This window comes from Tardiphaga sp., assembly GCF_025356345.1.
GTDB lineage: Bacteria > Pseudomonadota > Alphaproteobacteria > Rhizobiales > Xanthobacteraceae > Tardiphaga.
Genome location: NZ_JANXTC010000174.1, coordinates 1 through 12,985 on the forward strand (window position 1 = coordinate 1; position 12,985 = coordinate 12,985).

The window sequence follows — 12,985 nt, forward strand, 5'->3', positions numbered from 1 at the left end:
GATTGCGGGCCTGGCCGGGCGACGACAGCGCCAGATATTACTTCGCGGACTTCTCGAATGTACGCAACATGGCATTGCCGCGGGTCACCGCGGCGTCGAGCGCGGCCTGCGCGGTCTTCTGCCCGGCAAGCGCCGCTTCCATTTCCTCGGCCCAGATATCGCGCATCTGCACCATGTTGCCGAAACGAAGGCCGCGGGAGTTTTCCGTCGGCTCCTTATTGGTCAGTTCCCTCAGCGGCGTCTGCAGGATCGGGTTCTTCTCGTAGAAACCGTCCGCCTTGGTCTTCTCATAGGCGGCCTTGGTGATCGGCAGATAGCCCGACTCCTGGTGCAGTCTGGCCTGGCGGTTGGTGTCGCTCAGGAACGTGAAGAATTTGGCGACGCCCCTGTATTCCTCGGGCTTCTTGCCGCCCATCACCCACAAGGATGCGCCGCCGATGATCGAGTTCTGCGGCGCGCCGGCGACTTCGGGGTAATAAGGCATCGGCGCGGAGGTGAAGTTGAACTTGGCCGTCCCCTTGGCGCTGGCGTAATAGCCCGACGAGGTCAGGAAGATCGGACATTCGCCGGAGCTGAAGCGGCTTTCGCTGGCATTGGCGCGGCCGGAATAGTCGTAGGTCTTGTCCTTCTGCAGATCGATCAGCGTCTGCAGGTGCTTGACGTGCAGCGGCGTGTTGAACTTCAGCTCGGTGTCGAAGCCGTCGAGGCCGTTGGCCTTGCTGCCGATCGGCACGTTGTGCCAGGCCGAAAACTGTTCGATATGCGCCCAGGTGGCCCAGGCATTGGAGAAGCCACAGGTCGTGTAGCCGGCCGCCTTGAGCTTCTTGGCGTCCTCGAACACTTCGGGCCAGGTCTTGGGGATTTCGGCGATGTCGGCCTTCTTCAGCGCATCGAGATTGACCCACATCACCATCGAGGAGGAGTTGAAGGGAAACGACAGCATCTCGCCCTTCGAGGTCGAGTAGTAGCCGGTGATCGCTGGCAGGTAATTGTTGGGGTCGAACGGTTCGCCGGCGTCCTTCATCAGTTGGTTGACGGGCTTGATGGCGCCCTTGGCGCTCATCATGGTGGCCGTGCCGACTTCGAACACCTGCATGATGTGCGGCGCGGTGCCGGCGCGGAAGGCGGCAATGCCGGCGTTCATGGTGTCGGGGTAGCTGCCCTTGAAGCTGGGGACGACCTTGTAGTCGGACTGGCTGGTGTTGAAGTCGTCGGCGAGCCTGTTGACGATATCGTTGTTGCCGCCGGTCATGGCGTGCCACCACTGGATCTCGGTCACGGCATAGGCCGGAGAGGCCAGCACGAGGGTCGAGGCGAGCAAGGTCGCAAGGCGTAGAGGTCGTCGAAACATTTTGGTCTCCCGAGGCCGTCATCATCGTTGGTGCGCCGGTAACAGCGTAGTATGACGTGCAAATGACAGTAATCGAGCCAACGCCACGGCGGAAGCGCCGGCATCGGCGTCGTCCATGGTCGTGTCGGGCCACGAACGGAGGTGCAGCAAAAATAATGCTGCACCTTCGTTCAGGACCAGGTCGTGACCTTAACGCTTCCGGTCCGGGCCGCTGACCGTTCCCTTGGCGACGAGGTCGCTGATCTCGTCGTCGGAGTAGCCGAATTCGCCCAGCACTTCCGCGGCGTGCTCGCTGAATTTCGGCGGCACGCGGCGCAGGCTGGCCTTGGTCCGGTCGAAGCGGACCGGCGAGGCGACGCCCTTGTACCAGTCCTTTTCGATGATATCGCCGCGCGCCAGAGTGTGCGGGTTGGACAGCGCCTTGTCGATCGACTGCACCGGCCCGGCCGGAAGGCCCGCCGCGAGCAGGCGGCGGCACAGCGGCTCGCTGTCTTCGTCCTTCAGGATCGCCTCGAGCTCGGCACGCAGCGCATCGCGGTTGAGCACGCGATCGCGGTTGCGCGCAAAGCGCGTATCGGTGCCAAGCTCGGGCTTGCCGAGTTCGCGGCACAGCTTGCGGAAGGTGCCGTCATTGCCGACGCCGACGAAGATGTTGCCGTCGCGCGCGGCGAACACCGCATAGGGCACCAGATTGGGGTGCTCGTTGCCGGTCAGCGCCGGCGGCTTGCCGCCATTCATGAAGTAATTGGCGGTGTGCGGATGCATGATGGCCAGGCCGGTCTCGTACAGCGTCGCTTCCACGAACTGGCCGAGCCCTGATTTTTCGCGTTCGGCCAGCGCCATCAGGATGCCGACGCAGGCATAGAGCCCGGTCGACATGTCCACCAGGGCCACCCCGATCCGGGTCGGGCCGCTCTCCTGCGAGCCGGTGGCCGCCATCAGGCCGACCATCGACTGGATGATGGCGTCATAGCCAGGGTGGCCGCCATGCGGGCCGTCGCCGCCGAAGCCGGAAATCCGGCAGTGGATCAGCTTCGGGAATTTCGCACGCAGCACATCGTTGCCTATGCCCCATTTATCGAGCGTGCCGGGCTTGAAGTTCTCGATCATCACGTCGGCGTCTTCGAGCATGCGCATCAACACCACGCGGCCGGCATCGGAAGCGAGGTCCAGTCCGATCGACCGCTTGTTGCGGTTGGTGCCGATGAAATACGCCGCGTCATCTTCGTGGAACGGAGGTCCCCAGTCGCGGGTCTCGTCGCCGGCCGGCGGCTCCACCTTGACGACATCGGCGCCATGGTCGGCGAGTATCTGGGTGCAATAGGGGCCACCGAGCACGCGCGACAGGTCGATCACGCGCAAGCCGGCGATCGCGCCGGGAGCAATGTTGGGGATCATGCGTATTTTCTATGTGGTTGCGGGGCAGGAAATCGATGCCGACATAACCATCAGAGCCGATTTTTCGCAAATGCGCGGCCGGAATGCGATTTCAGGTTTTTCTCGAACGCGAGCGCGTTGCTTGTCCGGGAAACTGCGGTGCCAGAGCAATTCCCACGGCATGAATTTGCGGTGTGGCTGGATTTGCCTGCGTTGTAATTGGCGAACCGGCGCTTCAGGTCAGCGGTTGCGCCGAAATATTCCTGATGAGGATAAATGATGCTGCGGGGGATTTCGACATGCCGCACCGATGTTCCGCGCCGTTATCGTCAACGGGGGTCGATCAGTAGGTAAAATGGATATCTGAAGACCGTCTACGTCCCCCGGGCTTCGCCGGACATCACGCTTTGGCTAGCGAAGGATGGTGGAGCCAGGCGGGATCGAACCGCCGACCTCTTGCATGCCATGCAAGCGCTCTCCCAGCTGAGCTATGGCCCCTAAACCCGCGCGCGTTACTGGAGTGACGCGCGCGGCAAACCAAGATCACAGATCCTGATTGATCTCAAGTCTCTTCATCACCGGAAACGTCACCAATAATATCGGTGACGTCGTCATCACCATCTTCTTCGTCGGCAATGAAGGTCGAATCATCGTCTTCATCGTCGTCGGTCTCGATATCGTCCTCGGACTCCAGCACGGCGGCCTTCTTGCCGGAGTTTTCCTCGGCATCGGCTTCCTCGAGCGGCACCAATTCTTCCGAATCAGCATCGGCCACTTCCGGCGCCTCGGCCGCGGAGGCTGCCGCCGAGGCGGCCGCGGCGCGCGACGCCGCGTCGGCGCGGGTGCGCGGCGGTGGAATCGGCGTGATCGGGACCACTTCGCCGGAATAGGGTGAAATCACCGGCGATTTGTTGAGGTCGTAGAATTTTTTGCCCGTCGTGGGGCAAATACGCTTGGTTCCGAGATCGGATTTGGCCACGTGTGAATCCTAGGGAATTTTTTGAAAAACGGTGCTTCACTTGGCTAGTTGCCACGCTGCTGTCAATAGCGCTGTGCGCGTGGCGTGACGCGGACCAGCCCATATGGTACGAGGCTGCCGCGCAAAGGAACATTTTATTTGACCCAGGTAATCCAGCCCACGCCGCTTGCGGCGCGCAAAAGCTCAGCCCTCACCGGCCGCGAGCGCGTGCCCGGCGACAAGTCGATCTCGCACCGGGCCCTGATCCTGGGCGCGCTGGCCGTCGGCGAAACGAGGATCAGCGGCCTGCTGGAGGGGGAGGACGTCCTCAATACCGCCAAGGCGATGCAGGCGCTGGGCGCAAAGGTCGTGCGCACCGGCGAATTCGCCTGGTCGGTGCGCGGTGTCGGTGTCGCCGGCTTTGCCGCGCCGAAGCAGGCGCTGGATTTCGGCAATTCCGGCACCGGATGCCGGCTGGTGATGGGCGCGGTGGCCGGTTGCCCGATCGAGGCGACCTTTGATGGCGATGCGTCGCTGCGCGGCCGGCCGATGCGGCGAATCGTCGATCCCTTGGCCCTGATGGGCGCCCGGGTCCTCGACAGCCAGGATGGCGGCCGGCTGCCGATGCGGCTGGAGGGCGCGCGCGACCCGCTGCCGATCGTGTACCGGACGCCGGTGGCCTCTGCCCAGATCAAGTCCGCGGTGCTGCTGGCGGGGCTGGCAGCGCCCGGCGTGACCACCGTGATCGAGACCGAGGCCAGTCGCGACCATACCGAGCTGATGCTGAGGCATTTTGGCGCGCAGCTGGTTTCCGAGAACGAAGGCCGCCACGGGCGGAAGATTTCCCTGACCGGGCAGCCGGAGCTGCGCGGCGCCGATGTCGTGGTGCCTGCCGATCCGTCTTCGGCGGCTTTCCCGATTGTCGCGGCGCTGATCGTGCCGGGATCCGACATCGTTTTGACCGATGTCATGACCAATCCGCTGCGGACCGGGCTGTTCACGACGTTGCGCGAGATGGGCGCCTCGATCGAGGAAAGCGAGATTCGCGGCGATGCCGGCGAGCCGATGGCCCAGTTCCGGATCCGGGCGTCGAATCTGCGCGGCGTCGAAGTGCCACCGGAGCGGGCGCCGTCGATGATCGATGAATATCTGGTGCTGGCGGTGGCGGCGAGTTTTGCCGAGGGCACCACCATCATGCGCGGCCTGCAGGAATTGCGGGTCAAGGAATCCGACCGGCTCGAGGCCACCGCGGCGATGCTGCGGGTCAATGGCGTCAAGGTCGAGATCATTGGCGACGATCTGGTGGTCGAGGGCACCGGTCACGTGCCCGGCGGCGGGCTGGTCGCCACCCATATGGATCACCGCATCGCGATGTCGGCGCTGGTGATGGGGCTGGCGTCGGACCGGCCGGTAACGGTCGACGACACCGCCTTCATCGCCACCAGCTTTCCCGACTTCATCCCGATGATGCGGCGGCTCGGCGCGGAGTTCGCCTGACGCCATGGCAACGGGCTTTGACCGCGATGCTCTGCTGGAGGCGTTCGACGACATCGCCCGCGCCGCGGTCGCCGCCGGCACCAGGTTGCAGATCGCGGTCTATGGCGGATCGGCCCTGATGCTGGCGAGCAATTTTCGCTTCGCCACGGAAGGTGTCGATATTGCTGAGATTGGCGGGGATTGGCCGCAATGGCTGCGCGAAGTCGCCAAAAAGATCGCTACGGAGCGGGGGTGGGGCGACGATTGGTTGAATGAAGGCGTCGCCTTTCATCTCAGCGCGCTGGCGTCGCCCGCGGATGACCATCTGGAATTCGGTACCTTTCCGCGCGACGGCTCGACGCCAGGGCTGGTTGTCACGGTTCCCACGGCCGAATATCTTCTCGCCATGAAGCTGAAGGCCATGCGCGTGACCGACGTGGTTCGCGGCGACACGGAGCGGCTCGATATTCTGAATCTGATGCAGGTGGTCGGCATCGAATCGGTGGATCAGGCGATCACGCTGATCGGGAAATATTTTCCGGTCAGTGCCGCCTCTCCGGAAAAACAGCGTTTTTTGCTCAAGAACATGAGTCGTGAAGGAAAAAGCGATGCGCCCGAATACCCTCGCTGAGGCCGTTGAGCGGGTTCAGCTGGGTGCGGCGCGAGACGCTACGCTGGCCGAATTCATCGACGCCTTCGATCTGGCGCCGACACCTGCCGCCCGCTATGCCTGCCTCGCGGATGAGCCGGCCACGGGCGATGACCCGAAACTGGATGCCCTTGTGGGGGCCATGGCCGAGTATCTGGCCAAGCAGCATCGGCTTGGCCGAGTACCAAAATGGGTTTCCGGACCGCGCCGCCGGCTGGCCCAGCCGTGGTTCGCGACGACGGAGCCAACCGACGCCATGCGGGAATATCTGACCTTCGCCAGCCCGGCGGAATTCGCGTCCCGCAACATCTTCACCGAGGAGCGCCCGCTGCGCAGGGCCCGTTCTCCTCTCGCTCGCTAAGGTTTCCCGCCAATATGATCATCGCCATCGACGGACCGGCCGCTTCCGGAAAAGGCACGCTGGGCAAGCGCCTCGCCAGGCATTACGGATACCGTCATCTGGATACCGGCGTGATCTACCGCGCGGTGGCCAAGGCGATGCTGGACGCGGGCGCCGACCTGTCCAACGAAATGCTGGCGGTTTCCGCGGCACTGGAACTCGATCCTGGCAATTTCGGTGACCCCGCTCTCAAGGCGCAGACGGTGGCTGATGCCGCTTCGGTGATTTCGGCGATTCCGAAGGTTCGCGAGGTGCTACTGAGCTTCCAGCGCCGGTTTGCCGAGGATTCCCCCGGCGCGGTGCTGGACGGCCGCGACATCGGCACCGTGATCTGCCCCCATGCCGATGTGAAGATTTTCGTCGTCGCCGACGCCCGGGTCCGGGCACATCGCCGGACGCTGGAGGCCGCGGCGCGCGGCGAGGTGGCCGACGAGGCCGCCGTGCTGGCGGACATCCTGCGCCGCGACGAGCGGGACCAGAACCGCGTGGTCGCGCCGCTCAAACCGGCCGCAGATGCATACTTGCTGGATAACTCCAATTTGGATATAGAAGGCAGCGTCCGGGCCGCCATCGATATTGTCGAGGCCGTCCGAGCGGGCCGGCAACGGGTTTGATCCGGGTCCATCAGGACCCATTCAAGCGAAACCGTTGCCGTCATTGGAGGAAAGCCCGCTCCTGGTCTTGAACGTTGGTCCTTTCGACCGACTGCCTTGGTGCCGGACATTCAACGTTTCAGATGTGCAGGCATGCTGCCGGCCCGTTCTTGCATACTCCTGCAGGGCGGTCGTTAGGGGTTGCGGACCCCTAACACTTCACGTTTGCGACGCCCCTTAACCCGACTGCCGGCGACACCCGCACCTGGAGAACAAATGGCTTCGACTGCTGCTTCTTATAATCCTTCACGCGACGATTTCGCCGCGATGCTCGACGAGTCCTTCGCAGGTGGCAACCTGCAGGAAAGCTCCGTCATCAAGGGCATTGTTGTCGCGATTGAAAAGGACATGGCCGTCATCGACGTCGGCCTGAAGACTGAAGGCCGCGTGGCGCTGCGTGAATTCGCCGTGCCCGGCCGCGAAAGCGAACTCAAGGTTGGCGACGAGGTCGAGGTGTTTCTCGACCGGATCGAAAATGCGCTCGGCGAAGCCGTGCTGTCGCGTGACAAGGCCCGTCGCGAAGAGAGCTGGGGCAAGCTCGAGAAGGCCTTCAACAACAACGAGAAGGTTCACGGCGTTATCTTCAACCAGGTCAAGGGTGGCTTCACCGTCGATCTGGATGGCGCGGTCGCCTTCCTGCCGCGCTCGCAGGTCGACATCCGCCCGATCCGCGACGTTGCGCCGTTGATGAACAATTCACAGCCGTTCCAGATCCTGAAGATGGATCGCCGCCGCGGCAACATCGTCGTGTCGCGCCGCACCGTGCTCGAAGAGACCCGCGCCGAACAGCGTCAAGAACTGGTGCAGAACCTCGAAGAGGGCCAGGTCATTGACGGCGTCGTCAAGAACATCACCGATTACGGTGCGTTCGTGGATCTCGGCGGCATCGACGGCCTGCTGCATGTCACCGACATCGCATGGCGTCGCGTCAACCACCCGACCGAAGTTCTGACGATCGGTCAGACCGTCAAGGTCAAGATCATCAAGATCAACCACGAGACCCACCGTATCTCGCTCGGCATGAAGCAGTTGCTGGACGATCCGTGGCAGGGCATCGAGGCGAAGTACCCGCTGAACGCGCGCTTCACCGGTCGCGTCACCAACATCACGGACTACGGCGCATTCGTCGAACTGGAGCCGGGCATCGAAGGCCTGATCCATGTCTCGGAAATGTCCTGGACCAAGAAGAACATGCACCCCGGCAAGATCGTTTCGACCTCGCAGGAAGTCGAAGTGCAGGTTCTCGAAGTCGATTCCGTCAAGCGTCGCATTTCGCTCGGTCTCAAGCAGACCATGCGCAATCCGTGGGAAGTGTTCGTCGAGAAGTATCCGGTCGGTGCCACGGTCGAAGGCGAAGTCAAGAACAAGACCGAGTTCGGCCTGTTCCTGGGTCTCGACGGCGAAGTGGACGGCATGGTCCATCTTTCCGACCTCGACTGGAAGCAGCCGGGTGAGCAGGTCATCGACAACTTCAAGAAGGGCGACATGGTCAAGGCCATCGTCCTCGATGTGGATGTCGAGAAGGAGCGCATCTCGCTCGGCGTCAAGCAGCTCGAAGGCGACCCCTTCGCCGAGCCGGGCGACGTCAAGAAGGGCGCGGTCGTCACTTGCGTCGTTCTCGAAGTCAAGGAATCCGGCATCGACGTGCAGATCGTCGACACCGACTTCTCGACCTTCATCAAGCGTTCCGAGCTTGCTCGCGAGCGTGCCGATCAGCGCGCCGAGCGTTTCGCCGTTGGCGAAAAGGTCGATGCGCGGGTGATCCAGTTCGACAAGAAGGCCCGCAAGGTCCAGGTCTCGATCAAGGCCCTGGAAGTCGCGGAAGAGAAGGAAGCCATCGAGCAGTACGGGTCCTCGAACTCGGGTGCCACGCTGGGCGACATTCTCGGCACCGCGCTCAAGCAGCGCACCGACAAGTAAGCATCCGCTTCTGTCACCACGCAATTGGGGCCCCGGTTTTCCGGGGCCCTTTTTGCGTTTGGCCTTGTTTTCTTCATATTGCGCCGCATTTGATGTAACGCATCCACCACATCTCAACGCTGCGCGGAGACAGATGCGGCGGCTGCCGAGCTTTCCAGGAGAATTCCGATGTCGCTTGAATCCGATGTGATCGTCGACCGTCGCCGCATGCGCCGCAAGCTGACCTTCTGGCGTGTCGCCGCGGTGTTCGTCGCGGTGGCCGCCGTGGTCGCTGTCGGCGCCATCGCCACGCGATCGGGCCCCGATGTGCTGGCGGGTTCCGGCTCGATCGCCCGGATCAAGATCGAAGGATTGATCCGCAGCGACAATGACCGTGTCGAGGCGCTGGAGCGGCTGGAAAAATCCTCCGCGGCCGCCGTCGTCGTGCATATCAACTCGCCGGGCGGCACCACTGCCGGCTCCGAGCAGCTTTACGACGCGCTGACGCGGCTGAAGGCGAAGAAGCCGATGGTCGTGGTGGTCGAGGGGCTGGCGGCGTCGGGCGGCTATATCGCGGCGATTGCGTCCGACCACATTGTCGCGCAGCAGAGCTCGCTGGTCGGATCGATCGGCGTGCTGTTCCAGTTTCCGAATTTCAGCGGCCTGATGAAGACTGTCGGTGTGCAGGTGGAAGAAGTGAAGTCTTCGCCGCTGAAGGCGGCGCCAAACGGCTTCGAGCCCACCAGCCCGGAAGCGCGCGCCGCGCTGGAATCGCTGGTGAAGGATTCCTATGCCTGGTTTCGCGGTCTGGTTCAGAACCGCCGTGGCATGGATGACGGGCTGCTCGACAGAGTGGCGGACGGACGGGTGTTCACCGGGAGGCAGGCGGTCGATCTCAGGCTGATCGATCAGCTTGGCGACGAAAAGACCGCCGTGGCCTGGCTGGTGTCGGAGAAAAAGATCAAAAGCGACCTGCCGGTGCGCGATTTCAAGCTGGCGCCGAAATTTGGCGACCTGACGTTCCTGCGGGCCGCAGCGTCGATCACGCTGGACGCGGTGGGCCTCGGCGGCGTCGCGCGCCAGCTCGAGCAGGTGGGCCTCGCCCAGGCGATGGACCGTTTCGGGCTCGACGGGATGTTGGCGCTGTGGCGTCCGGCCGGCCCCAACTAATGCGTGCATCCTCAGGCCGCGCGCACATGCTGGCGCCGCGCGGGTGACGTCCCAATCCATCCTGGCGTTGCAAGTCGGGTATTTTGACAGCCGCCGGATTTGATTTAGCGTCTTGACAGTTCAAGGCATTTTCACGGAAATGCATTCTCACGTTCAGAGCCCAGCATCTCTTATGATCAAATCCGAACTCGTTCAGCGTATTGCCGAGCACAACCCGCACCTGTACCAGCGGGATGTCGAGAATATCGTCAATGCGATCCTCGACGAGATCATGGCGGCGCTGGCGCGCGGCGATCGGGTTGAGCTGCGCGGCTTCGGCGCCTTTTCGGTCAAGCACCGCCCGGCGCGGGCAGGGCGCAATCCGCGCACCGGCGCCCACGTACCGGTTGATCAGAAGAGCGTGCCTTTCTTTAAAACCGGCAAGGAAATGCGCGAGCGGCTGAATCGCGAAGCCGGAGCGCCCGAAGCCAGCGCTTAAAGTCGGTCCGTCGCCTTTACGCGAGACATGTTGATGCGCAAATTTCTTTCAGGACTGGTTCTGATATCGCTGGCGGTGCTTTTCGTCGTGTTTGCGGTAGCCAATCGGCATCTGGTGACGGTGTCCTTCGACCCGTTCAACACCGCCGCCCCCTCGGTCGGCGTCACGCTGCCGCTGTTCATTGTTCTCATCGCCATCGCCATTATGGGCGTTATCGCGGGCGGCCTGGCGACCTGGTTCCGGCAGCGCCGCTGGCGCCGCGCCGCCCGGCTCTACGAAACCGAGGCCCGACAGGCCCGCCAGGAACTTGCCGAGCTGCGCCAGCAGACGGCTTCCGCCATGCGCGCCGCGCCACTTGGACTGCCGGCGCCGATATTGCCCGGACCTGGCTATACCTCCGGGCGAGACAAGACCGGCGTGACGTTGTAGAACCCGGCATATCAAGACAGCCTTGAAATTCCATTTCCAGCGGTCATTTTTGAATTATGTCCCTGACTATCAAAATTTGCGGCCTCTCGACGCGCGATACCCTTGACGCGGCGCTCGCTTCTGGCGCCGAAATGGTTGGCTTCGTGTTCTTCCCGCCCTCGCCCCGGCACGTCGGCCTCGATATCGCGCGCGAACTGGGTCGCCAGGCCAAGGGACGCGCGATCAAGGTAGCCCTGTCGGTCGACGCCGATGACGCGCTGCTTGGCAACAGCATCGAGGCGCTGCAGCCTCAGATCCTGCAACTGCATGGCCATGAGAGCGTGGCGCGGATCCGCGACATCAAGCAGAAATTCGGGCTGCCGGTGATGAAGGCGCTCGCCGTTGAAACCACGACGGATCTGGCCGCGTTGCCGGGCTATGCCGCGGTCTGTGACCGAATCCTGTTCGATGCCAAGCCGCCGCGAGATGCCACGCGCCCCGGCGGTCTCGGCGCGCCGTTCGACTGGCACCTGCTGGAAGGCCTCGACCTGAAGCTGCCCTTCATGGTGTCCGGCGGCCTCAATGCCGGCAATGTCGCCGAGGCGTTGCGCATCACGCATGCCGGCGGCGTCGATATTTCCTCTGGCGTCGAAAGCGCGCCCGGTATCAAGGATCCCGACATGATCCGCGCCTTCATCCGCGCCGCGCGCGCCAGCGAAGAATTGATCGCCTCATGAATACAGCCGTCCAAAAGCCAGCACTGCTCAACTCCTATCGAAGCGGGCCCGACGACACCGGCCATTTCGGTATTTTCGGCGGCCGCTTCGTCGCTGAAACGTTGATGCCGCTGATCCTGGATCTGCAACAGGCTTATGACGATGCCAGGGCTGATCCGGCCTTCCAGACCGAGATGAACGGTTACCTCAAAGACTATGTCGGCCGTCCCTCGCCGCTGTATTTCGCCGAACGGCTGACGGACCATCTCGGCGGCGCCAAAATCTATTTCAAGCGCGAGGAGCTCAACCACACCGGCTCGCACAAGGTCAACAATGTGCTCGGCCAGATCATGGTGGCGCGGCGGATGGGCAAGAAGCGCATCATCGCCGAGACCGGCGCCGGCCAGCATGGCGTGGCGACGGCGACCCTGTGCGCGCGGTTCGGGCTCGAATGCATCGTGTTCATGGGCGCGGTCGATGTCGAACGGCAGCAGCCCAACGTGATCCGGATGGAAATGCTCGGCGCCCGCGTGGTGCCGGTGCAGGCCGGCGCGCGCACGCTGAAGGACGCGATGAACGAGGCGATGCGCGACTGGGTCACCAATGTCAGCGACACCTTCTATTGCATCGGCACTGTCGCCGGTCCGCATCCCTATCCGATGATGGTGCGCGATTTCCAGTCGATCATCGGCACCGAGACCAGGGCGCAGATGCAGGAAGCCGAGGGCCGGCTGCCGGATTCGCTGATCGCCTGCATCGGTGGCGGCTCCAATGCGATGGGCCTGTTCCACCCCTTCCTGGATGATCCCAGCGTACAGATCTTTGGCGTTGAAGCCGCCGGCCACGGCCTCACCAAGCTGCACGCCGCCTCGATCGCCGGCGGTCGTCCCGGCGTGCTGCATGGCAACCGCACCTATCTGCTGATGGACGAGGACGGCCAGATCCAGGAAGGCCATTCGATCTCGGCCGGGCTGGACTATCCCGGCATCGGCCCCGAGCATTCCTGGCTGCACGAAAGCGGCCGCGTCACCTACCTCAGCGCCACCGACGATGAAGCGCTGGCGGCGTTCCAGTTGCTGTCGCGACTCGAAGGCATCATCCCGGCGCTGGAACCGGCGCATGCCATCGCCAAGGTGATGGAGCTGGCCCCGAAGCTGCCGAAGGATCATCTGATGGTCGTTAACCTGTCCGGCCGCGGCGACAAGGATATCCCCCAGGTGGCAGAGATTCTGCGCGGAGTGAAACTATGACCACCCGAATCGATACCCGCTTCGCTGAACTGAACACCGAGGGCCGCGCCGCCTTCGTCACCTTTGTGATGGCTGGCGATCCAGATCTCGTCACCTCGCTTGCTATCATCAAGGCGCTGCCGAAGGCCGGCGCGGATATTATCGAGATCGGCATGCCGTTTACCGATCCGATGGCCGATGGTCCCGTGATCCAGGCGGCC

General features: G+C 63.2%; 14 protein-coding genes, 1 tRNA gene and 1 pseudogene. 11 read left to right on the forward strand and 5 right to left on the reverse strand.

Translation table 11 applies throughout. The annotated features are described in order from the left end of the window. Positions 1-37 precede the first annotated feature (37 nt). The 5 genes and pseudogenes from ugpB to Q0S16_RS10290 all read right to left on the reverse strand — a co-directional run bounded on the left by ugpB (position 38) and on the right by Q0S16_RS10290 (position 3,707). On the reverse strand, positions 38-1,351 hold the full coding sequence (gene ugpB, locus Q0S16_RS10270) for a sn-glycerol-3-phosphate ABC transporter substrate-binding protein UgpB (protein ID WP_295847829.1): 1,314 nt from the start codon (positions 1,349-1,351) through the stop codon (positions 38-40). Positions 1,352-1,540: 189 nt separating this feature from the next. Further along, a complete protein-coding gene (locus tag Q0S16_RS10275; protein WP_295847831.1) occupies positions 1,541-2,749 on the reverse strand; it encodes a CaiB/BaiF CoA-transferase family protein in 1,209 nt (402 codons plus the stop codon). Between the two features lie 50 nt (positions 2,750-2,799). After that, positions 2,800-3,036: pseudogene (locus Q0S16_RS10280) on the reverse strand (GIY-YIG nuclease family protein). Positions 3,037-3,150: 114 nt separating this feature from the next. Continuing rightward, positions 3,151-3,226: transfer RNA gene (locus Q0S16_RS10285), tRNA-Ala, on the reverse strand. 64 nt (positions 3,227-3,290) lie between these two features. Beyond that, a complete protein-coding gene (locus tag Q0S16_RS10290; protein ID WP_295847832.1) occupies positions 3,291-3,707 on the reverse strand; it encodes a TIGR02300 family protein in 417 nt (138 codons plus the stop codon). A gap of 138 nt (positions 3,708-3,845) precedes the next feature. Here Q0S16_RS10290 and aroA point away from each other — a divergent pair, with 138 nt between their 5' ends. The 11 genes from aroA to Q0S16_RS10345 all read left to right on the forward strand — a co-directional run. Further along, a complete protein-coding gene (aroA, locus tag Q0S16_RS10295) occupies positions 3,846-5,183 on the forward strand; it encodes a 3-phosphoshikimate 1-carboxyvinyltransferase (protein ID WP_295847834.1) in 1,338 nt (445 codons plus the stop codon). A gap of 85 nt (positions 5,184-5,268) precedes the next feature. Beyond that, positions 5,269-5,793 (forward strand): hypothetical protein, encoded by a 525-nt coding sequence (locus Q0S16_RS10300; RefSeq protein ID WP_295847836.1) that lies wholly within the window; start codon positions 5,269-5,271, stop codon positions 5,791-5,793. After that, entirely contained in the window at positions 5,771-6,172 is a 402-nt protein-coding gene (locus Q0S16_RS10305; RefSeq protein WP_295847838.1) for a hypothetical protein, read from the forward strand. The genes Q0S16_RS10300 and Q0S16_RS10305 overlap by 23 nt, the downstream gene beginning before the upstream one ends. A 14-nt stretch (positions 6,173-6,186) precedes the next feature. Then, positions 6,187-6,825 (forward strand): (d)CMP kinase, encoded by a 639-nt coding sequence (gene cmk / locus Q0S16_RS10310; protein WP_295847840.1) that lies wholly within the window; start codon positions 6,187-6,189, stop codon positions 6,823-6,825. Between the two features lie 255 nt (positions 6,826-7,080). Next, positions 7,081-8,784, forward strand: a complete 1,704-nt coding sequence (rpsA, locus tag Q0S16_RS10315) for a 30S ribosomal protein S1 (protein ID WP_295847843.1) — start codon at positions 7,081-7,083, stop codon at positions 8,782-8,784. A 168-nt stretch (positions 8,785-8,952) separates the two neighbouring features. Further along, on the forward strand, positions 8,953-9,933 hold the full coding sequence (sppA, locus tag Q0S16_RS10320) for a signal peptide peptidase SppA (protein ID WP_295847845.1): 981 nt from the start codon (positions 8,953-8,955) through the stop codon (positions 9,931-9,933). A 172-nt stretch (positions 9,934-10,105) separates the two neighbouring features. Beyond that, complete coding sequence (locus tag Q0S16_RS10325) at positions 10,106-10,411, forward strand: integration host factor subunit beta (protein WP_295847848.1); 306 nt, start codon at positions 10,106-10,108, stop codon at positions 10,409-10,411. Between the two features lie 33 nt (positions 10,412-10,444). After that, positions 10,445-10,840, forward strand: a complete 396-nt coding sequence (locus Q0S16_RS10330; protein WP_295847851.1) for a LapA family protein — start codon at positions 10,445-10,447, stop codon at positions 10,838-10,840. Between the two features lie 56 nt (positions 10,841-10,896). Then, positions 10,897-11,556 carry a phosphoribosylanthranilate isomerase gene (locus Q0S16_RS10335; RefSeq protein ID WP_295847853.1) on the forward strand — a complete coding sequence of 220 codons (660 nt, stop codon included), beginning with the start codon at positions 10,897-10,899 and terminating at the stop codon, positions 11,554-11,556. After that, the gene (gene trpB, locus Q0S16_RS10340) at positions 11,553-12,785 is read left to right on the forward strand and encodes a tryptophan synthase subunit beta (RefSeq protein ID WP_295847857.1); all 1,233 of its coding nucleotides are present in this window, start codon (positions 11,553-11,555) and stop codon (positions 12,783-12,785) included. The genes Q0S16_RS10335 and trpB overlap by 4 nt, the downstream gene beginning before the upstream one ends. Then, positions 12,782-12,985 (forward strand): tryptophan synthase subunit alpha (locus Q0S16_RS10345; RefSeq protein WP_295847859.1); only part of this gene is annotated, 204 nt, incomplete at its 3' end. The genes trpB and Q0S16_RS10345, both read left to right, overlap by 4 nt.

What these genes read in the sequence shown, in the direction of transcription:
- Q0S16_RS10330 (WP_295847851.1), top strand. Translation starts at nt 10,445, where the DNA reads ATGCGCAAATTTCTTTCAGGACTGGTTCTGATATCGCTGGCGGTGCTT.
- cmk (WP_295847840.1), top strand. Translation starts at nt 6,187, where the DNA reads ATGATCATCGCCATCGACGGACCGGCCGCTTCCGGAAAAGGCACGCTG.
- trpB (WP_295847857.1), top strand. Translation starts at nt 11,553, where the DNA reads ATGAATACAGCCGTCCAAAAGCCAGCACTGCTCAACTCCTATCGAAGC.
- sppA (WP_295847845.1), top strand. Translation starts at nt 8,953, where the DNA reads ATGTCGCTTGAATCCGATGTGATCGTCGACCGTCGCCGCATGCGCCGC.
- Q0S16_RS10305 (WP_295847838.1), top strand. Translation starts at nt 5,771, where the DNA reads ATGCGCCCGAATACCCTCGCTGAGGCCGTTGAGCGGGTTCAGCTGGGT.
- ugpB (WP_295847829.1), bottom strand. Translation starts at nt 1,351, where the DNA reads ATGTTTCGACGACCTCTACGCCTTGCGACCTTGCTCGCCTCGACCCTC.
- Q0S16_RS10325 (WP_295847848.1), top strand. Translation starts at nt 10,106, where the DNA reads ATGATCAAATCCGAACTCGTTCAGCGTATTGCCGAGCACAACCCGCAC.
- rpsA (WP_295847843.1), top strand. Translation starts at nt 7,081, where the DNA reads ATGGCTTCGACTGCTGCTTCTTATAATCCTTCACGCGACGATTTCGCC.
- Q0S16_RS10335 (WP_295847853.1), top strand. Translation starts at nt 10,897, where the DNA reads ATGTCCCTGACTATCAAAATTTGCGGCCTCTCGACGCGCGATACCCTT.
- Q0S16_RS10275 (WP_295847831.1), bottom strand. Translation starts at nt 2,749, where the DNA reads ATGATCCCCAACATTGCTCCCGGCGCGATCGCCGGCTTGCGCGTGATC.